This is a genomic window from Methylobacterium sp. 391_Methyba4, assembly GCF_029691625.1.
Classification (GTDB): domain Bacteria; phylum Pseudomonadota; class Alphaproteobacteria; order Rhizobiales; family Beijerinckiaceae; genus Methylobacterium; species Methylobacterium fujisawaense.
The window spans coordinates 6,312,227-6,331,278 of record NZ_CP121475.1; the positions used below are offsets into that span (position 1 = coordinate 6,312,227).

Genomic DNA, 19,052 nt, shown 5'->3' on the forward strand with positions numbered 1-19,052 from the left:
ATCCGGCGCCGGCCGGGACGCGACACCCCGTCCCGGCCGACGGGATGAACCCTGGCTTTATCCGGGGGTTGATGGCCCGGCCGTCCGGATCCGCATCTCCGCGGGCGGGGGCCTGGAAGGACGCTCGGATTTCATGGGTTGGCCGCGCCGCATCTTGATCACCGCCGGACTCGTGACCGTCGCGGCGGGTGTCACGCTGAGCGTGGGCCGCTTCAGCTACGCGCCGATGCCCGACCGGGCGGACCTGCTCAACCCGGACCGCTACCCGATCCAGACCGCCTTCGACGTACTCGGACGGCGCATCTCGCGCGCGGAGGCGGACCGGCTCAACGGGACCGAGGCCGGACGGAAGGACCTCGCGCCGGGGAACGGCGCGGTCGCCATCGATCCTGCCATGGTCGAGCGCGGGCGGCAGGCCTTCTACCAGGAGACGTTCGGGAACGAGGTCTTCCTCACCGACGTCATGGGCATGCTCGACGGCGGGCTCACACCAACCGCGGTCGCCCTGGCGGTGGCGAAGCTCGGCGGTCAGGGAACCACGAACCTCCAGGTCGCCATGGCCAAGGACGTGCGCATCGGCGACCGTGTCTACCGGGCCGGCGAGCTGGTCCCGACCGGGCTCGACGTGCCGAGGGGCGGGGCCTTCATCATCGGGATCAAGACCTTCTCCGACCGCGGCCACCTGCGCATGGGCATCACCTGCGCCCTGTGCCACGCGGCGGTCGATCCCGGCACCGGCAAGGTCGTGGAGGGCGCGCCCAATACCGACCTCAATGCCGGGCTGCTGATGGCGCTCGCGAAGAACTCGTCGGCCTACTTCATGCACGCCAGCGTGCCGGAGGCCGATGCCCGGCCTTCCGCCGACCCGCAGCATACCGGCGCGACCGGGACGGGGCCGGCGCTGCCGGACGCCGCTTCCGTCGAGGCGGCCACGAAGGTGCAGGTGGCGAGTTGGCCGCCGGGCAGCTTCGACTCCTCCGCCGACCGGGTCACCAACCCGACCTCGATCCCGTCGAGCTTCTCCGCCCACGGCGAGCCCTACAGCTGGAGCGGCCGCGAGGCGATCGGGCCCTTCGCGGGCCTGTCCTCGCTGAACAACAACGTCCACGCGGCCAATTCCGACACGACCCAGCTCGCCGCCGCCGCGCCCTGGCTGTTCGGCATGGATCCCGAGACGTATCTCGGCATCGTGCTGCGCGGCGCGGCCACGGAGGCGTTCCGCTTCAAGCCGGAGGGTGGCCGGAGCCCGTCCGCGGTGCTGCGCAGCGTCGATCCGACCCCGGCCTCGCCGGGCCTGAACAGCTTCGCGGTCCTGCCGACCTATCCGGCGACCAACTACGTCACCGACAACGGCCTGTTCACCTCGGTGCCCGGGGAGCCGGTCAACCACGCCAACAACGCCATGTCGGCGTTCCAGAACCTGCTGCACCCGCCCGCCGCCGGACAGGATCCCGAAACGGTGCGCGCCGGCCGCGCGGTGTTCGAGAAGGCCGGCTGCGGGACCTGCCATGCCGGGCCGGCGCTCACCAACCACCGGATCGTCCCGGAGGCCGAGATCGGCACCGAGCCGACCCGGGCCCGGGCGGGCGCCAAGATGGAGGCGCGCCTGTCGCCGCCGACGATGTTCGCCACCGACACGCCGTTCCCGGTCCCGGCCGATCCGGTGATCGTCCCGGTGCCGCTCGCGGGCGACGCGCTGGCGCAGGTGCAACTCGCCTGGGGGCAGGGGGGCACGGAGGGGGGCTACAAGGTGCCGAACCTCGTGGGCCTCGCCTGGACGGCGCCGTACCTGCACGATTCCGGCGTGGCGGTCGGGCCCGATGCCGAGGGCCAGCTGGGCGTCCCGGGCACGCTCTACAGGGGCGTCGCCCCCGATCCCGCCAACAGCCTGCGCGCCCTGGTGGACCGGGATCTCCGGGCCAAGGTGATCGCCGCCAACGCCGCCTCGGATACGGCGCGGATCGCCCGCGTCACCGGCAAGGGGCATGCCTTCTGGGCGGATGCCGGTTCGGGCGTCTCGCCCGAGGAGCAGCGGGCGCTGATCGCCTATCTGCTGTCGGTCGATCGTCTGACCGAGCCGGCCGCGACGCCCTGATCCGGGCGGTGCCACCGGTGGTCCGGGTCACTGCATCGGGGAGCCCTCGCCGCCCCGCTGCATGGCCGGGCGCAGCGCATCCCGCGCGGTTCAGATGACCGCCTCGATCAGGCCCCGCCGCTTGGCCTCCTCGGCCTCGAGGTACCAGTTCGACGGTGCCTTCTCGAGCACCTCGTCGAGGGTCACGTCCGAGCCCTGGATCAGGTTCGAAAACCCCTCGTTCTGGATCGCGATCGAGCACTGGATCTCATTGAGCGTTGCCGTCACGGAGGCGATGCAGGTGGTGAGCGGCCCCTCGATCTGGAGCTGCTTGTTCATCTTGCGCTCGTGGATCATCAGCCGCGTGCCGCAGGTCAGGTATCGGTTCGGCCGGGCGAAGAAGCTCATGAAGGTGGTGCCGGCCGAGTAGATCGCCACCTTGCCGAGGAAGACGAACCGCCGGTCCGGGTCCATGGTGCTGTTGAAGCGGATGTCCTCGCCCATCATCCGGGCCACCTCCGGATCGCCGCCGAGCGTCGTGAGCTCGACGACGACGATCTCGCGGTCGGCCGCCGCCCCGAGCTGGCGGCGGAAGTCGCGGTACATGTCGTAGTCCACCGCGCCCGACAGCAGGACGGCGGGGGCCCGGAACGCGGTGGGGCCGAGGGGCGTCGTGTCCATGGTTCTCCTGATCGAATGACCGGCGTTCAGCGTGCCGGGTCGGGGGGACCCTCGCCCTTGCCCACGAAGGGGATGCCCGCGATCGGGCATTGCTCCGTGCCGACGCTCTGACGGGTAATGGCCCGCACCGCGTCGCGGGTTCCGTCGGGATCCTCGATCCAGCGCCGGTAGAAGTCGTAGGGGCATTCCGACATCCCGTGCCGGTTCTCCTTCGAGTTGATCATGCCCGTGTAGCCGCGATGCAGGAGCTTGAAGAGGTGGTTCTCCGACTGTCCGTGGGCGCGGAAATCCCGGATCAGGAACTTCGACAGGGCCGCGTACTGGATGCCCATCTCCTCCTCGCCGCACTCGCCGAGCGTGCGGCCGTCGAAGCCGATGATCGCCGAGTGGCCGAAATAGGTGTAGACGCCGTCGAACCCGGCGGCATTGGCCACCGCCACGTAGGTGTTGTTGGCGAAGGCCATCGCCTTCGAGATGACGATCTGCTGCTCTTTCGCCGGGTACATGTAGCCCTGGCAGCGGATGATCAGCTCGGCGCCCCGCATGGCGCAGTCGCGCCAGATCTCCGGGTAGTTGCCGTCGTCGCAGATGATCAGGCTGATCTTCAGCCCCTTCGGCCCGTCCGACACGTAGGTGCGGTCGCCCGGATACCAGCCCTCGATCGGCGTCCAGGGCATGATCTTGCGGTACTTCTGGACGATCTCGCCCTGGTCGTTCATCAGGATCAGGGTGTTGTAGGGCGCCTTGTTGGGGTGCTCCTCGTGGCGCTCGCCGGTGAGCGAGAACACGCCCCAGACCTTGGCCTCCCGGCAGGCGGCGGCGAACACCTCGGTCTCGGCGCCCGGGACCGTGGAGGCGGTCTCGTACATCTCGGCGGCGTCGTACATGATGCCGTGGGTCGAGTATTCGGGGAAGATCACGAGGTCGAGGCCGGGCAGGCCGCTCTTCATGCCGACGATCATCTTGCCGATCGCCTTGGCGTTCTCCAGCACCTCCGCGCGGGTGTGCAGGCGCGGCATCTTGTAGTTCACGACGGCGACGCCGACGCTGTCCTGGCTGGACGAGATGTCTCCGTGCATCATGGCGTGATGTCCTCCTGAGGATTGTTGCGCCGAGGCGCGCCGTGACCCTCCCCCCTCTGCGGGGGAGGGTACCCTGCGCAGCAGGGGGGAGAGGGGCAGCGCGACGCGGCAGGATCGCGCGTCGGTCGCGACACATCCGGATGCGGCGCTCCTCTCTCCCGACCCTCGCTGACGCGAGGGCACCCCCCCCCCCCCCCCCCGCAGAGGGGGGAGGGCTATGCGCGTTCGACTTAGTGGCTGATCATCCAGGGCCGCGCCTTCGGGAAGCTCTTGGCGGCGGCCGGGGCCGCGGTCGCCTTCTTGGGGGTGCAGCAGCCGCAGCCGGCCCCGTGGCTCCCCGAGCGACGGGGCGCGTGGCGGCTGCGCTCGTTGGTGGCGTGGGCGGCCCGCAGCCCCGCATCCATGCCGGCGATGCGCGGCGCGGTCAGGAAGGCGCGCTGGCTCGAGCTGCCGCAGTCCGGGCAGGCATGCGGATCGCGGAACTCGGCCATCGGCCGCATTACCGTGAAGGGCCCGCAGGCCTCGCAGGCGTAATCATAGACGGGCATGGCGACGCTTTCAGAAAGGCTGCCGGATCAGACCGCTGTCGGGCGAAACGCGGGTTCCCTCTCCCGTGCGGGAGAGGGACAGGGTGAGGGATGCGACCTCTCCGGAAAGACCGGGTCCCTCACCCCAACCCTCTCCCGCACGGGAGAGGGGGCAGGTCGCGTCCGATGAAAGCGGGCGCGACACGCAGCAGACGGCCTGATCACAGATCCGGCGAGAGCGGCATCTGGATCGAGCCGTCGAGGAACTGGGTCGGTCCGTCGGCGCCCGGGTTGATGTCGAACTCGAAGATCTTGGTCGGTATCCAGAGCGTCGCGCACGCGTTCGGGATGTCGACCACGCCCGAGATGTGCCCCTGGACCGGCGCCGTGCCGAGGATCGAGTAGGCCTGGGCGCCCGAATAGCCGAACTTCTTGAGGTACTCGATCGCGTTCAGGCAGGCCTGCCGGTAGGCGATGTGGACGTCGAGGTAATGCTGGCCGCCGCTCTCGTCGACCGAGATGCCCTCGAAGATCAGGTGATCGTCGTATTTCGGCGTGATCGGCGACGGCTTGAAGATCGGGTTCTTGATCCCGTACTTCGCCATGCCGTCCTTGATCAGCTCGACCTTGAGATGGACCCAGCCGGCCATCTCGATGGCGCCGCAGAAGGTGATCTCGCCGTCGCCCTGGCTGAAGTGCAGGTCGCCCATCGAGAGGCCGGCGCCGGGGACGTAGACCGGGAAGTAGATCTTCGAGCCGCGCGACAGGTCCTTGATGTCGCAATTGCCGCCGTGCTCGCGGGGCGGGACCGTGCGGGCGCCCGTGGCGGCAGCCTTGTCCTTCGCGTCGCCCTTCAGGCGGCCCATATGGGCCGTCGGCCCGAAGGGGAGGGTAGCCAGCGCCGGCACGCGCTCCGGATCGGTGTCGTAGAGCGCCTTCTCGCGGGTGTTCCAGGTCTCCAGCATCTTCGGATCGGGCAGGCAGCCGATCAGGCCGGGATGGATCAGGCCCGGGAAGCGCACGCCCGGCACGTGGCGGGACTTGGTGAACATGCCCTCGAAGTCCCAGATCGACTTCTGGGCCTGCGGGAAGTGCTCGGTGAGGAAGCCGCCGCCGTTCTTCTTCGAGAAGAAGCCGTTGAAGCCCCACTGGCTCTCGGGCTTTGCGCCGATGTCGAGGAGATCGACCACCAGGAGGTCGCCGGGCTCGGCGCCCTCGACGCCGATCGGACCCGAGAGGAAGTGGACGATCGACAGGTCGATGTCGCGCACGTCGTCGGCGGAATCGTTGTTCTTGATGAAGCCGCCGGTCCAGTCGTAGGTCTCGACGATGAAGTCGGCGCCCGGCTTCACATAGGCGACCATCGGGATGTCCGGGTGCCAGCGGTTGTGCACCATGTCGTTGTCGTAGGCCGATTGCGTGAGATCGACCTTGATCAGCGTCTCGGGCATGTTCTGTCTCCAGCTCCCTAGAACCTTGGGGCGGACCCCATCCGCGCGCCGGTGCGCGAATCTCACCCGCTCGCGAGCAGCTCGTTCAGCGCGTCGTCGAGGACCTTGATGTCGTCCGGGCTGGTGCCGGGCCCGCCCGCGAAATGGCCCCACCACGTGTCGATCACGCGCAGCTCCGCGTTCGGCATGGCAGCCGCCTCGATGGCGTTGTCCTCGGGCGGGAAATACAGATCCGTGGAGGCGGGCATCAGGATCGCCTTGGCGCGGATGGCGCCGAGCGCGGCCTTGAAGTCGCCCTTGAAGGTGTCGTTGGCGCTGATGTCGCCGTGCTGCCACGTCCACAGCATGGCGAGCAGGTTGTTGGCGTCGCGTTCGTAGAAGAGGCCTTCCCAGAACCCGATCAGGAAGTCCTCCAGCGAGGCGTAGCCCATGTGGGTGATGTCGGCCTCGAGCCGGTAGAAGGTCTGCGACAGGCCCCAGCCGGCATAGACCCGGCCGAAGGCGCGCAGCCCCCGCGTCGGCGGGCTCGTGTACCAGCCCTCCGCCCAGGCGGCGTCGGCCTGGAGCGCCGCCTTGGCGCCCTCCAGGAAGACGTAGTTGTGCCGCGAGCACTTGGCCGAGCCCTGAAACGGCAGGATCTTCGGCACCATGTCGGGGTACATCGACGCCCAGTGGTAGGTCTGGAGCGCGCCCATCGACCAGCCGGTGACCAGAACCAACTTCTCGATGCCGAAATGCTCGGTGACGAGGCGGTGCTGGGCGCGGACGTTGTCGTAGGCGGTGACGTTGGGGAAGCGCGGCCCGTTCCAGGGCGCGGGCGTGTTGCTCGGCGAGGACGAGAGCCCGTTGCCGAACATGTTCGGGATGATGATGAAGTACTTGTCCGGGTCGAGCGCCTTGCCGGGGCCGATCAGCCATTCGTTCTCGGTGTGCTGGCCCGAGTACCAGGTCGGGTAGACGATGGCGTTGTCCTTGGCGTGGCTCAGGGTCCCGAAGGTCTTGTAGGCGAGCTTGGCCGCGCGCAGCGTCTTGCCGCACTGAAGGACGAAGTCGCCGAGTTCAAAGATCTCGTAATCGGCCATTCCGCGCTCCTCAGACCGACAGGAACCGGGCGACGGCGGCCTCGTCGATGCCGTCGCGCGGGGCCTCGTGGACGATGGCGCCGTTCTCCAGCACGATCACCCGGTCGGCCACGTCCAGGGCGAAGCTCAGGACCTGCTCGGACACGACGATGGACAGGCCGCGCGCGTCGCGGATCGTCTTCAGGGTCCGGCCCATCTCCCGGATGATCGAGGGCTGGATGCCCTCGGTGGGCTCGTCCAGAAGCAGGACCTTCGGGCGGCTCGCGAGCGCCCGGGCGATGGCGAGCTGCTGCTGCTGCCCGCCCGACAGGTTGCCGCCGCGCCTTCCCTTCATCTCCAGGAGCACCGGGAACATGTCGTAGAGGTCCTGCGGCACCTTGCGGGTGCCGGTGACCGTGAGCCCGGTCTCGATGTTCTCCTGGACCGTCATGGTCGAGAAGATCATCCGGCCCTGCGGCACGTAGGCGAGGCCCTTGGCGACCCGGGCATGGCTCTTGAGGGCACCGACATCCGCCCCCTCGACCCGGATCGACCCGGCCTTGACGGGAACGAGCCCCATCAGGGTCTTCATCAGGGTGGTCTTGCCCATGCCGTTGCGGCCCATCACGGCGACGATCTCGCCCGGCGCCACCGAGAAGGTGAGCCCGTGCAGGACCTCGCTCTGGCCGTAGGCGGCGTGCAGGTCCTCGACGGCGAGCGCCGGCGTGGCGGATGGGATCGTGGCGAGCGGGGGCGCCTGGACGGGGGCCGAGTGCGCGGTCTGGAGCGACGCCATCGTCAATGTCCCAAATACACTTCGATGACCTTCGGGTCGTTCTTGACCCGGTCCATCGACCCTTCGGAGAGCACCTTGCCCTGGTGCAGGACGGTCACCCGGTGGGCGATGTCCTCGACGAACTTCATGTCGTGCTCGATCACCAGCACCGAGCGGCCCTTGATGATCTGGTTGAGCAGCTCGGCGGTCTTGATCCGCTCGCCGACGCTCATCCCGGCCACCGGCTCGTCGAGCATCAGCAGCTCCGGGTCCTGGATCAGCAGCATGCCGATCTCCAGCCACTGCTTCTGGCCGTGGCTCAGGAATTCGGCCCGCTCCTTGAGCTGGTCCTTCAGGAAGATCGTCTCGGCGATGGCGTGGATGCGGTCGCGGACCTCCGCGTCCCGCTTGAACGTGAGGGCGCCGAACACCGAGCGGCCGCGGGGGAACGAAATCTCCAGGTTCTCGAACACCGTCAGGTCGTCGTAGATCGACGGCGTCTGGAACTTGCGGCCGACGCCGGCCTGCACGATCGCGCTCTCGGAGAGCTTGGTGAGTTCCTGGCCCTTGTACTTGATCGAGCCGGCGCTGGCCTTGGTGCGCCCGCAGATCAGGTCGAGCACCGTGGTCTTGCCGGCCCCGTTCGGGCCGATGATCACCCGGATCTCGTCGGGATCGACGTAGAACGACACGTCGTTCACCGCCTTGAACCCGTCGAACGAGACGGTGAGCGCCTCGACGGCGAGGAGGTAGTCGGGCGGGGCCGCCTCGGCGCCGACCACGGGGGAGGGGAGGATCGCGGCGTTCATGGCGTGCTCACTCGGCCGGGGCGCCGTGGGGCGGGACGATGGCGGGTTCGGGCGCCTGCAGGCTCTTGGCGCGGCGGGTGAGGCGCGGCTCGATATGCTCGCGCCAGATCCCCGCGAGGCCGTTCGGGAAGGCCAGCACCACCGCGATGAACAGGGCGCCGAGGCCGAACAGCCAGAGGTCCGGGAAGCTCTCGGAGAAGCTGGTCTTGGCCCAGTTGACCAGCAGCGTGCCCCAGACCGCGCCGAACAGGGACAGGCGTCCGCCGACCGCGGCGTAGATCACCATCTCGATCGACGGGACGATGCCCACGAAGGAGGGCGACATGAACCCGACCTGCAGGGTGAACATCGCCCCGCCGATCGCCGCCAGCCCGGCGGCGAAGCAGAAGGCGAAGACCTTGAACCCCGCCACCGAGTAGCCGGAGAAGCGGACCCGGTCCTCCTTGTCGCGCATGGCGACGAGGATGCGGCCGAGTTTCGACTTCTTCACGTATTGCGCCGCCAGGATGCAGGCGATCAGCAGGCCGCCATTGACGAAGTACAGGATGAATTTCGCCGAGTCGGTGCGGATGTCCCAGCCGTGGAGGGTGCGCAGATCGGTGATGCCGTTGATGCCGCCGGTATAGCCCTGCTGGCCGACGATCAGGATCGTCAGGATCGCCGCGATGGCCTGGGTGATGATGGCGAAATAGGTGCCGCCGACCCGGCGCTTGAACATCGCGAAGGAGATCAGCATCGCGAACAGGACCGGCACGGCGACCGCCAGCACGATGGTGAGCGGCAAGCTCTTGAACGGCTGCCAGAACCAAGGGAGCGCCGTGATCTGGTTCCAGTCCATGAAGTCCGGAATGCCGGGCGTGGACTGGATCTTGGTGTTCTCGATGCTCGAAGCCTCCAGCTTCAAGTACATCGCCATGCCGTAGCCGCCGAGGCCGAAGAACACGCCCTGGCCGAGCGACAGGATCCCCGCATAGCCCCAGCAGATCACCAGCCCGAGGGCCACGAACGCGTAGGTGAGGTACTTGCCGACGAGGTTGAGGCGGAAGCCGTCGAGCATCAGCGGCAGGACGACCAGGATCACCCCGGCCAGGAGGAAGAGGCTCAGCCACTCCACCGGCTTCATGAACGGGTTGTCGTTGACGGTGACGGATTTGGTAAGGGTCTGGACCGGGTTCGTCATCGGGAAAACATCCTCAGCGCCGGACCTTGAGGGTGAAGAGGCCCTGGGGCCTCAGCATCAGGATGCCGACCACCGCGAGCAGGGTGATCACCTTGGCCATCGAGCCGGAGAGGAAGAACTCCAGGGTCGACTGCGTCTGGGAGATCGAGAAGGCCGACGCGATGGTGCCCAAGAGGCTCGCGGCGCCGCCGAACACGACGATCAGGAAGGTGTCGACGATGTAGAGCTGGCCCGAGGTCGGCCCGGTGGAGCCGATCATCGTGAAGGCCGAGCCGGCGATGCCCGCGATCCCGCAGCCGAGGCCGAACGTGTAGCGGTCGACCTTCTCGGTATCGATGCCCACGGCGCCCGCCATGGCGCGGTTCGACATCACGGCGCGGACCTGCTGGCCGAAGCGCGAGCGGAAGATCAGCAGCGCGACGCAGACGGTGATCAGGATGGTCACGGCCATGACGAACAGGCCGTTGATCGGGATCTCGATCGTGTCGGTGACCTGCACCGAGCCGATCAGCCAGGACGGCAGCTCGACGCCGACCTCGCGGGCGCCGAAGATCGACCGGTAGGCCTGCTGGAGGATCAGCGAGAGGCCCCAGGTGGCGAGGAGCGTGTCGAGCGGGCGCTTGTAGAGGAACCGGATCAGGCCCCATTCCACCAGCATGCCCAGTGCCCCGGAGGCGAGGAACGCCAGGCCCATGGCGATGAAGAAGTAGATCGGGAAGAGCGCCGGCAGGTAGGACTGGCAGAAGGTCGAGCAGAGATAGGTGACGTAGGCGCCGAGGATCATGAACTCCCCGTGCGCCATGTTGATCACGCCCATCTGGCCGAAGATGATCGCGAGCCCCAGCGCCATCAGCAGGTAGACGGAGAACAGGATCAGGCCGGCGAAGCCCTGCATGGCGAAGATCGCGCCGAGGTCGCCGAGGGAATAGTCGCCGAGCATGTCTTGGTCTTCCGCTGCAGATCGGGGCGGAGGGCGAGCGTCCTCCGAGCGGATTGTTCGGTGCCGGTTCTGAAGTCCGAGACGGACTCCCTCTCCCGTTCGGGAGAGGGTTGGGGTGAGGGATGTGCCTTCTCCGGAAGGACCTGGTTCCTCACCCTGTCCCTCTCCCACACGGGAGAGGGGACACGCGTTCCATCCGGTGAGCGGCGGCGCGGACTGTGTGCGGGCCTGGGGCTATTGGTAGCCCTTCGGGAACGGATCGGGCTTGATCAGCTCGGGACTGGTGTAGACGATCTCGAATTGGCCATCGGTCTTGGCCTTGCCGACCCGCGTCTTCGACCAGAGGTGATGGTTCTCGTCGATCTTGACGTAGCCTTCCGGCGCGCCCTTGAACTCGATGCCCGGCGAGGCCGCCACCACCTTGTCGACGTCGAAGGAGCCGGCCTTCTCGCAGGCCATCTTCCACAGGAACGGTCCGAGATAGGCCGCCTGCGTCACGTCGCCGATGACGGTCTTCTCGCCCCACATCTTCTTGAAGGCGGCGACGAACGCCTTGTTGTTCTCGTTGTCGATCGACTGGAAGTACTTCATGCAGGCATAGGCCCCGGCGATGTTCTCGCCGCCGATGCCGTCGATCTCGTCCTCGGTGACCGAGATCGTCATCAGCACCTGCTTCGACAGGTCGATGCCCGCCGCCTTGAGCTGCTTGTAGAACGCCACGTTCGAGCCGCCGACCACGTCGGCGAAGATCACCTTCGGCTTGGTGAGCTTGATCTTGTTGATGACCGAATTGAACTGCGTGTGGCCGAGCGGGAAGTACTCCTCGCCGACGACCTTGCCCTTGAGGACGTTCTCGACGTGCTTGCGGGCGATCTTGTTCGACGTGCGCGGCCAGATGTAATCGGAGCCGATGAAGTAGAAGCTGTCGCCGCCCTTCTCCTTGTGCACCCAGTCGAGGCCGGCGAGGATCTGCTGCGTGGCCTCCTGGCCGGTGTAGAAGACGTTCTTCGACTGCTCCAGGCCCTCGTAGAAGGTCGGGTAGTAGAGAAGGCCGTTATACTGCTCGAAGACCGGCAGCACCGCCTTGCGCGAGGCCGAGGTCCAGCAGCCCATCACGGCGGCGCAATGGTCGTTGACGAGGAGCTTCTTGGCCTTCTCGGCGAAGGTCGGCCAGTCGGAGGCACCGTCCTCCTGGATGATCTTGATCTTGCGGCCGAGCACGCCGCCGGCATCGTTGATCTGCTGGATCGCGAGTTTTTCCGCTTCCTGGGCGCCGGTCTCGGAGATCGCCATCGTGCCGGTGATCGAGTGCAGGATGCCGACCGTCACCTCGGTGTCGGTCACCGCGAGGCCGGTGGTGTTCACCGCTGCGGTCGGCGGCGCCGCCCAGGCATTCCGCGGCATCAGCGCCAGCGCCGGAGCGCCGGCCAGTCCCATGAGCAGCCTGCGCCGCAGCGGGGAGCGTAAGCCGTGATCGGCGCCGGTCTCGGTGTCGTCTGCCATGTGCCTGACCCTGTTCGCGTCCGGGGCCTTGAGAGGCGGCCGCGGATCGACGAGCGCAGGCTAGGTCCTGGGTTGCGGTGCGGCCTATACGCGATTTTGCGTATGGCCGTACTCTTGCATGCGGTGCACCATCGCCGCGGAATACTTTGAGGTTGGGGTGACGGGGAGCGCGAAGAGCGTGAGCACCGTTCGGGTGCTCGATGTTTCGCGCGCGCCCGCGCCCGTTGGCGTCGCATGCGCCGCGCCGGCCATGGGCGGCGGCCGGGTCGTCGGGTCTCCGGCACCATGAGCGGGCCGCAGCGCATCATCCCGATCCGCCGGGACTACAACCGCTTCGTCGCCGACGAGACCCTGGAGGATTACGCCCTCCGCTTCACCGCCAAGAAGGCGCGGCGCTGGTCCAGTCTGGAAGTGGCGCAGACCGCGCTCGGGTCGATATCGTTCCTGGCGCTCGAGGCGATCGGCGGGACGCTGGCGCTGACGGCCGGGCTCCCCAACACGGTGGCGGCCGTCCTGGTCGTCGGCCTGATCATCTTCGCCACGGCGGCACCGATCACGGTCTACGCCGCCCGTCACGGCGTCGACATGGATCTCCTCACCCGCGGCGCCGGGTTCGGCTATCTCGGCTCGACCGTCACGTCGCTGATCTACGCGAGCTTCACGTTCCTGTTCTTCGCCATCGAGGCGGCGATCATGGCGCTGGCGCTGCAGCTCTGCTTCGGGCTGCCGCTGGGCGTCGGCTACCTGCTCTGCGCCGGGGCGGTGATCCCGCTCGTCGTCTACGGGATCCGTCTGATCAGCCGGTTCCAGATCTGGACGCAGCCGATCTGGATCGGGCTGAGCCTGCTCCCGCTGATCTTCGTGGCGGCACAGGGCGCGGGGCCGCTGCGCGCGCTCACCGTCTTCCCGGGCCTTGACGGCGGCGGCGCCGGCTTCGATCTCGCCCGATTCGGGCTCGCCACGGGCGTCCTGCTGGCGCTGCTGGCGCAGGTCGGCGAGCAGGTCGACTTCCTCCGCTTCGTGCCGGAGCCGGCAGGTCCGCGCGACCGCCGCTGGTGGCTGGCGGTCCTGGCGGGCGGCGCGGGCTGGATCCTGCCCGGCATGTTGAAGATCCTGCTCGGCGCCGCCCTCGCGGTCCTGGCCCTGGGGCACGGCGTCCCGCCCGAGCACGCCGCCGAGCCGACCCGGATGTACGCGGTGGCCTTCGGCTACCTGACGGGGGAGGGCAGCCGGGCAGCACTGCTGCTCACCGGGCTGTTCGTCATCGTGTCGCAGCTCAAGATCAACCTCACCAACGCCTATGCCGGCTCGATCGCGTGGTCGAACTTCTTCTCCCGGCTGACCCACAGCCATCCGGGACGGGTGGTCTGGCTCGTGTTCAACGTCGCCATCGCGGTGCTCCTGATGGAGCTCGGCATCGACAAGACCATCGAGAGCACGCTGCCGCTCTACGGAGCCGTGGTCTCGGCCTGGGTCGGGGCGCTCGCCGCGGACCTCGCGGTGAACAAGCCGCTGGGCCTCTCGCCTCCGGGGATCGAGTTCAAGCGCGCCCATCTCTACGCCGTGAACCCGGTGGGGACCGGCGCCATGGCGCTGGCGCTGACGGCCGGCGGCGCGGCCTATCTCGGCTGGCTCGGCCCGATCCTGCAGCCCTTCGCGCCGCTGCTCACCCTCGCCGTCGCCTTCGGCGCCGCGCCGGCGATCGCCTGGGCGACGGGGGGGCGCTGGTATCTCGCCCGGACGCCCAAGCAGGATTGGGGCACCGCCGAGGTCACCTGCCGGGTCTGCGAGTTGCCCTTCGAGGGCGAGGACATGGCCCATTGCCCGGCCTACGACGCGCCGATCTGCTCGCTCTGCTGCTCGCTCGACGCCCGCTGCGGCGACCTGTGCAAGCCGCACGGAAGGCTGGAAGTGCAGGCGCAAGCCGTGGCCGCCCGGATCCTGCCGGGCCGGACCGCAGCCTGGATCGGCGCGCCGCTCGGCCGCTACCTCGCGGTGATGCTGACGCTCTGCGCGGTGATCGGCCTGATCCTCGGCATCGTGCATGCGGGCGCGACGATTGCCCACCCGGAGAATCGCGAGTTCCTGCGCACGGCGCTGACCAGCGTGTTCTTCACCCTGGTGGTGATCCTCGGCGTGGTGGCGTGGCTGTTCGTGCTCGCCCAGGAGAGCCGGCGCGTCGCCCAGGCCGAGACGATGCGCCAGACCGCGCTCTACCAGGCGGAGATCGCCGCCCATAAGATCACCGACGCCAAGCTGCAGGAGGCCAAGGAGCGGGCCGAGGCCGCCAACCAGGCCAAGAGCCGCTACGTGGTCGGGATCAGCCACGAGCTGCGCACGCCGCTCTCCACGGTGCTCGGTTACGCGCAGCTCCTGGAATCGGATCCGGCGATCCCGGCGCACCGCCTCAACGGTCTCCGGGTGATCCGCCGCAGCGCCCAGCACCTGTCCGGGCTGATCGACGGCCTCCTCGACATCTCGCGCATGGAGGCCGGACGCCTTCAGATTCACCGCGACGAGGTGCGCCTCGCCGATTTTCTCGACCAGCTGGTCGACATGGTCCGGCTCCAGGCGCGCGAGGCGGGGCTGGAGTTCCGCTTTTCGCGGCCGGAGATCCTGCCGGCCGTGGTCGCCACCGACGAGAAGCGGCTGCGCCAAGTGCTGCTCAACCTTTTGTCGAACGCCATCAAGTTCACGGAAACCGGCACCGTCTCGCTGGACCTGAGCTACCGGAGCCAGATCGCGATCTTCACGATCCGCGACACCGGTCCCGGCATCCCGGAGGCGGATCTCGCGCGGATCTTCGAGCCGTTCGAGCGCGGCTCGACGCCGGCCGCCCGCAGCACGCCGGGGACCGGGCTCGGGCTCACCATCGCCAACCTGCTGGCCCAATTGCTGGGCGGCGAGATTACCGTGACGGCGGCGCCGGGCGGCGGCACGCAGGCGCGTCTGCGGCTGATGCTGGCCTCCGTGGCCCAGCCGGCACCGATTGTCCCGCCCGCGCCGGCGGCGGCCCCGGAGAGGGTCTATGCGGGCGCGCGACGCACCGTCCTGGTCGCCGACGACGACAGCGCCCACCGCGCGCTGATGCGGGCGATCCTGGAGCCGCAGGGCATCTCCGTCCTGGAGGCCGGCTCGGGGCCGGAGTGCCTGGCCATCGTCGCGCGGGGCGGGGTCGACCTGATCCTGCTCGACATCGCGATGCCCGGGATGACCGGCTGGGCGGCGGCCGCGGCCCTGCGGCAGGCCGGACATACCGGCCCCATCGCCATGATGTCCGCCAATGTCCACGAGATCAGCCCGGTTCGCGGCGACGACGCGCCCCACGACGCCATCTTCGCCAAGCCCTTCGACCTGCGCGACGTGATGGAGCGGATCGGCAAGCTCCTGCACCTCGAATGGACCGAGAGCCCCGCGCCGACGCAGCCCGAGCCTGTTCCGGCCTTCGCGGACGGGCCGGGGCCCGGGCCCGAGCATATCGGCGAGCTCCTGCGCCTCGGCCGGATCGGGCATATCCGGGCCATCGAGGCCAAGCTGATCCAGATGGAGGAGGACGCGACCGTGCCGCCCGCTTTCGTCGCCCGGATGCGCGGGCTGGTCGAAGGGTACGACCTGCGCCGCTACCTCTCGGTCCTGCAGGAGCTCGCCCGTCATGGCTGAGGCGCCGAAGCTCCAGCCGAACCGGGACATCGTCCTGGTGATCGATGATTCGCCCGACACGCTGAGCTTCCTCACCGAGGCGATCGAGCGCTCCGGGGCCACCGTGCTGGTCGCGGTCGGCGGCGACCTCGCCCTGGCCCTCGTGGACGAGATCACGCCCGACGTGATCCTGCTCGACGCGGTGATGCCGGGGCTCGACGGCTTCGAGACCTGCCGGCGGCTCAAGGCCAAGCCGCATCTCGCCGGCGTGCCGGTGATCTTCATGACCGGCTTGAGCGAGACCGAGCACATCGTGAAGGGCCTCTCCGCCGGCGGCATCGACTACGTCACGAAGCCCATCGCGCCGGACGAGATCCTGGCCCGGATCCGCGTACACCTCGCCAGCGCCCGCGCCGCGCAGAGCGCCCGGGCTGCCCTCGACACGGCCGGGCGGACCCTGTTCGCCGTCTCGGAGGACGGGCATGTGCTGTGGTCGACGCCGCAGGCCGGCCGGCTGCTGGCCGGCCTCGGCGCCGATCGCTCCGGCGCCGTCGAACTGCCCGCCAAGGCGCGCGACTGGCTGCGCGGATGCCTCGCCGGCGCCGCGCAGCCCCTGACGCTGACCGATCGCGACGGTCTCGCCTACGCCCTGAGCTTCATCGGCCGCACGCCGGACGAGATCCTGCTCCGCCTGTCGCGGGACGCGCTCTCGGCGGGGGTCGAGCGGCTCCGGGCGCGCCTCCCGGTCACCGGCCGCGAGGCGGAGGTTCTGCTCTGGCTGTCCCGCGGCAAGTCGAGCCGCGACATCGGCGAGATCCTCGGGCTCAGCCACCGGACCGTGACCAAGCACCTCGAGGGCATCTACGCCAAGCTCGGCGTGGAGAACCGCACGGCGGCCTCGATCATCGCCGCACGCCATCTGGAGGGGTGAGCCGAAGGCCGCATCCCGCTCTTGTCCACAGGCTGCGCGGCCCGGCGAAACGCCTTGGTAAGCCCCGTTCCCTCACGGTCCCGGCTCAGCCTGACAAGCCGAGTCCGGATGCGATGATGACCAGCCAGCAGCTCGCCGACGAACTGAAGCGGATCGCCACCACGCAGGTCAGCGACATCACCCGCGCGGTGAAGGAAGGCCAGAAGTCGATCGCGCTCAACGAGGTGCGGGACATGGCGCGGCGCCTCGTCCTGCTCGCGGACGCCTTCGATCCGAAATCCGCGGCTGAGAAGTCCGAACCCGTCGCCGAAGCCGTCGACGACGCCCAGGCCGCCTGACACCCGTTGCCGGCGGTGTCCCCGCCGGTCCCCTCCCAGGAGCGCTTCATGGTCCGCGCCCACTTCACCATCCGCCTCGGCAACGCCTCGCTCCCGGCCTCGGCGGCCCAGTGGGTCGAGGATGTCGAGTCCGCCCGGTCCACCGCGCGCACGATCGTGCAGGGGCTGATGCGCCAGCACGGCGGCGACCCGCGGCTGATGGAGGCGGCGATGGTGATCACCGACGACGACGGCGCCACGCTCCTGGAGATGTCCTTCTTCGACGCGCTGTACCTGCCGGTCGAGCCGGTCGCGGATGCCGACCGTCGCCGGCCGCGTGCGCCGCGCAGGGCCGCGCCGCTGGGTCTGACGGCCGCCCTCGGCCCCGTCCGGCGTCTCGCGGGCGCGCTGGGCATGCGCGCGCCTTCCCTGTCGGGCCGCTGAGACCGGCTCAGCCGAAGAGGTCGCTGACCACGAAGCCGCGCGGTGCGAGGCGCTCGGCCAGCACGCGCCGATGGCAGCCGGCCGGATCGCGCTCGAAGCACAGCAGGCAGATCGGGGCCCCCTCGGCCAGCGCGGCGAGCTCGTCGAGGGCCGCGAGGCCTGCGGCCGTGTCCAGCACCTCCTCGCAGTAGATCCGGCGCATCAGCGCCGCGTCCCCGGCCCGGGCCGCCTGCCGGCCGGATTTCGGTGTCCCGAGGCTGCGCAGATGCGCGTAGCCCAGGCCCGCCTCGCGCAGGGATGTGCCCAGCGCACCCTTCGAGAAGCCGCGCTTGCGTGAGTTCGCCACCGCCCGGACATCCGCCAGCGTTGCGACCCCCGCCGAGCGCAGGACCCCGACGAGGCGCTCCGAATCGAGGCCTTCGTAGCCTATGGTAAAGAGTTGCTTACTCACGGCGCCGTGTCCGGACTCGCGTTGCGGGACCGCGACTTAGCCGGATCTCGCCCTGTGAACCAACCGGGGATGGGCGCCGTATGTCGCGGGCAGGCAACGCGTCCCGGAATTCCGCCGCAATGATCGCAAAGCTCCGTTAACCGCGCCGGGGCCATCGAATACGCCTGACTGTGGCGCTTCTTCGGTGGCGGGCTAAACACTGATGTCGCGGATTTCAAAACTTTCGCGGTCGCCGTTCGGGGAAGTCGCTCGGAGTCTGACCGACCGTCTGAAGCCGGCCCGGCGCCTCGCCGGGCGCTTCGCCGCCGCCGCCATCCTGGCCGGCCTCGCGGCCTGTGCCTCCAACAACGACTTCTATCCGACGAAGGGTGACGCCAAGCCCCATCCGGGCGTGGCCAAGGCCAAGCTCCACCCGATCCAGGGCATCGACATCTCGAAGTGGCAGGGCAACGTCGACTGGGCCTCGGTCCGGGCCGCCGGAACGCAGTTCGCCTTCATCAAGGCCACCGAGGGCGGCGACCACGTCGACGAGCGCTTCCGGACCAACTGGGACGGCGCGGCGCGGGCCGGCGTGCCGCGGGGCGCGTACCACTTCGTGTTCTGGTGCCGCTCCGCCAGGGAGCAGATGGACTGGTTCAAGCGGAACGTTCCGAACGACCCCACCGCTCTGCCGCCGGTCCTCGACGTCGAGTGGAACGGCCACTCGCAGACCTGCCCGAAGAAATTGCCCAAGGCCCAGGCCCTGGCGATGGTCACCGAGATGCTGGAGGAGATGGAGCGCTACACCGGCAAGCGCCCGATCATCTACACCGACATCACCTTCCACAAGGACGTGCTGGAGGGCGAACTCCCGGACTATCCGCACTGGCTGCGCTCCACCGCGGCCGAGCCGGAGCAGCGGTTCGTCAACCGTAAGTGGATGCTGTGGCAGTTCACCTCCACGGGTCGGGTCCCGGGCGTGCGGGGTGACGTCGACCGCAACGCCTTCTACGGGACCCCGTCCGACTGGGCCTCGTTCCTGGCCACCGACTGCGATCCGCGCGAACACAGGAGACTCTCGGAGCAGGGTCTATGCACGGACAAGTAGATGAACGGGTGCAACGAAACCTAAGTTAGTTCGAGGGCGCAGCCTGCGGGGTATGGCTGGCGAGTCCGCACGCTGACGGGCGCACATCCGTGAGGGTCCC

17 protein-coding genes are annotated in these 19,052 nt (G+C 68.8%); 6 read left to right on the forward strand and 11 right to left on the reverse strand.

The annotated features are described in order from the left end of the window. Positions 1-133: 133 nt before the first annotated feature. Positions 134-2,095 carry a cytochrome C oxidase Cbb3 gene (locus tag P9K36_RS29815; protein WP_278306317.1) on the forward strand — a complete coding sequence of 654 codons (1,962 nt, stop codon included), beginning with the start codon at positions 134-136 and terminating at the stop codon, positions 2,093-2,095. Positions 2,096-2,185: 90 nt separating this feature from the next. Here P9K36_RS29815 and P9K36_RS29820 read toward each other — a convergent pair whose 3' ends face one another. The 10 genes from P9K36_RS29820 to urtA form a co-directional block, all read right to left on the reverse strand. Beyond that, positions 2,186-2,755, reverse strand: a complete 570-nt coding sequence (locus tag P9K36_RS29820) for a peptidase S14 (protein ID WP_278306318.1) — start codon at positions 2,753-2,755, stop codon at positions 2,186-2,188. A 26-nt stretch (positions 2,756-2,781) separates the two neighbouring features. After that, positions 2,782-3,837 (reverse strand): aliphatic amidase, encoded by a 1,056-nt coding sequence (locus P9K36_RS29825; RefSeq protein ID WP_278306319.1) that lies wholly within the window; start codon positions 3,835-3,837, stop codon positions 2,782-2,784. A gap of 230 nt (positions 3,838-4,067) precedes the next feature. Continuing rightward, positions 4,068-4,385, reverse strand: coding sequence for a zinc ribbon domain-containing protein (locus P9K36_RS29830; protein WP_043353431.1), 318 nt, complete (start codon positions 4,383-4,385; stop codon positions 4,068-4,070). A gap of 200 nt (positions 4,386-4,585) precedes the next feature. After that, positions 4,586-5,815 (reverse strand): formamidase, encoded by a 1,230-nt coding sequence (fmdA, locus tag P9K36_RS29835; RefSeq protein ID WP_043353434.1) that lies wholly within the window; start codon positions 5,813-5,815, stop codon positions 4,586-4,588. Between the two features lie 62 nt (positions 5,816-5,877). Continuing rightward, on the reverse strand, positions 5,878-6,897 hold the full coding sequence (locus P9K36_RS29840; RefSeq protein ID WP_043353435.1) for an alpha/beta fold hydrolase: 1,020 nt from the start codon (positions 6,895-6,897) through the stop codon (positions 5,878-5,880). A 10-nt stretch (positions 6,898-6,907) separates the two neighbouring features. After that, positions 6,908-7,672 carry an urea ABC transporter ATP-binding subunit UrtE gene (urtE, locus tag P9K36_RS29845; RefSeq protein WP_164706332.1) on the reverse strand — a complete coding sequence of 255 codons (765 nt, stop codon included), beginning with the start codon at positions 7,670-7,672 and terminating at the stop codon, positions 6,908-6,910. Between the two features lie 2 nt (positions 7,673-7,674). Next, positions 7,675-8,460, reverse strand: coding sequence for an urea ABC transporter ATP-binding protein UrtD (gene urtD / locus P9K36_RS29850; protein ID WP_043353438.1), 786 nt, complete (start codon positions 8,458-8,460; stop codon positions 7,675-7,677). Positions 8,461-8,467: 7 nt separating this feature from the next. Beyond that, entirely contained in the window at positions 8,468-9,640 is a 1,173-nt protein-coding gene (urtC, locus tag P9K36_RS29855) for an urea ABC transporter permease subunit UrtC (RefSeq protein WP_043353440.1), read from the reverse strand. Positions 9,641-9,653: 13 nt separating this feature from the next. Beyond that, on the reverse strand, positions 9,654-10,580 hold the full coding sequence (urtB, locus tag P9K36_RS29860; RefSeq protein WP_111473195.1) for an urea ABC transporter permease subunit UrtB: 927 nt from the start codon (positions 10,578-10,580) through the stop codon (positions 9,654-9,656). A 234-nt stretch (positions 10,581-10,814) separates the two neighbouring features. Next, positions 10,815-12,083, reverse strand: a complete 1,269-nt coding sequence (gene urtA / locus P9K36_RS29865) for an urea ABC transporter substrate-binding protein (protein ID WP_043381780.1) — start codon at positions 12,081-12,083, stop codon at positions 10,815-10,817. Between the two features lie 285 nt (positions 12,084-12,368). Here urtA and P9K36_RS29870 point away from each other — a divergent pair, with 285 nt between their 5' ends. From P9K36_RS29870 to P9K36_RS29885, 4 genes are all read left to right on the forward strand, one after another. Continuing rightward, entirely contained in the window at positions 12,369-15,743 is a 3,375-nt protein-coding gene (locus P9K36_RS29870) for an ATP-binding protein (protein ID WP_043354168.1), read from the forward strand. Next, entirely contained in the window at positions 15,736-16,653 is a 918-nt protein-coding gene (locus P9K36_RS29875; RefSeq protein ID WP_043381778.1) for a DNA-binding response regulator, read from the forward strand. The genes P9K36_RS29870 and P9K36_RS29875 overlap by 8 nt, the downstream gene beginning before the upstream one ends. A gap of 113 nt (positions 16,654-16,766) precedes the next feature. Then, positions 16,767-16,991, forward strand: coding sequence for a hypothetical protein (locus P9K36_RS29880; protein WP_075381396.1), 225 nt, complete (start codon positions 16,767-16,769; stop codon positions 16,989-16,991). Positions 16,992-17,039: 48 nt separating this feature from the next. Further along, on the forward strand, positions 17,040-17,414 hold the full coding sequence (locus tag P9K36_RS29885; RefSeq protein ID WP_278306320.1) for a catalase: 375 nt from the start codon (positions 17,040-17,042) through the stop codon (positions 17,412-17,414). A 7-nt stretch (positions 17,415-17,421) separates the two neighbouring features. Here P9K36_RS29885 and P9K36_RS29890 read toward each other — a convergent pair whose 3' ends face one another. Beyond that, positions 17,422-17,865 (reverse strand): DUF488 domain-containing protein, encoded by a 444-nt coding sequence (locus P9K36_RS29890; RefSeq protein ID WP_043354156.1) that lies wholly within the window; start codon positions 17,863-17,865, stop codon positions 17,422-17,424. A 202-nt stretch (positions 17,866-18,067) separates the two neighbouring features. Here P9K36_RS29890 and P9K36_RS29895 point away from each other — a divergent pair, with 202 nt between their 5' ends. Then, on the forward strand, positions 18,068-18,952 hold the full coding sequence (locus tag P9K36_RS29895) for a GH25 family lysozyme (protein ID WP_051044925.1): 885 nt from the start codon (positions 18,068-18,070) through the stop codon (positions 18,950-18,952). The last annotated feature ends 100 nt before the right edge of the window (positions 18,953-19,052 follow it).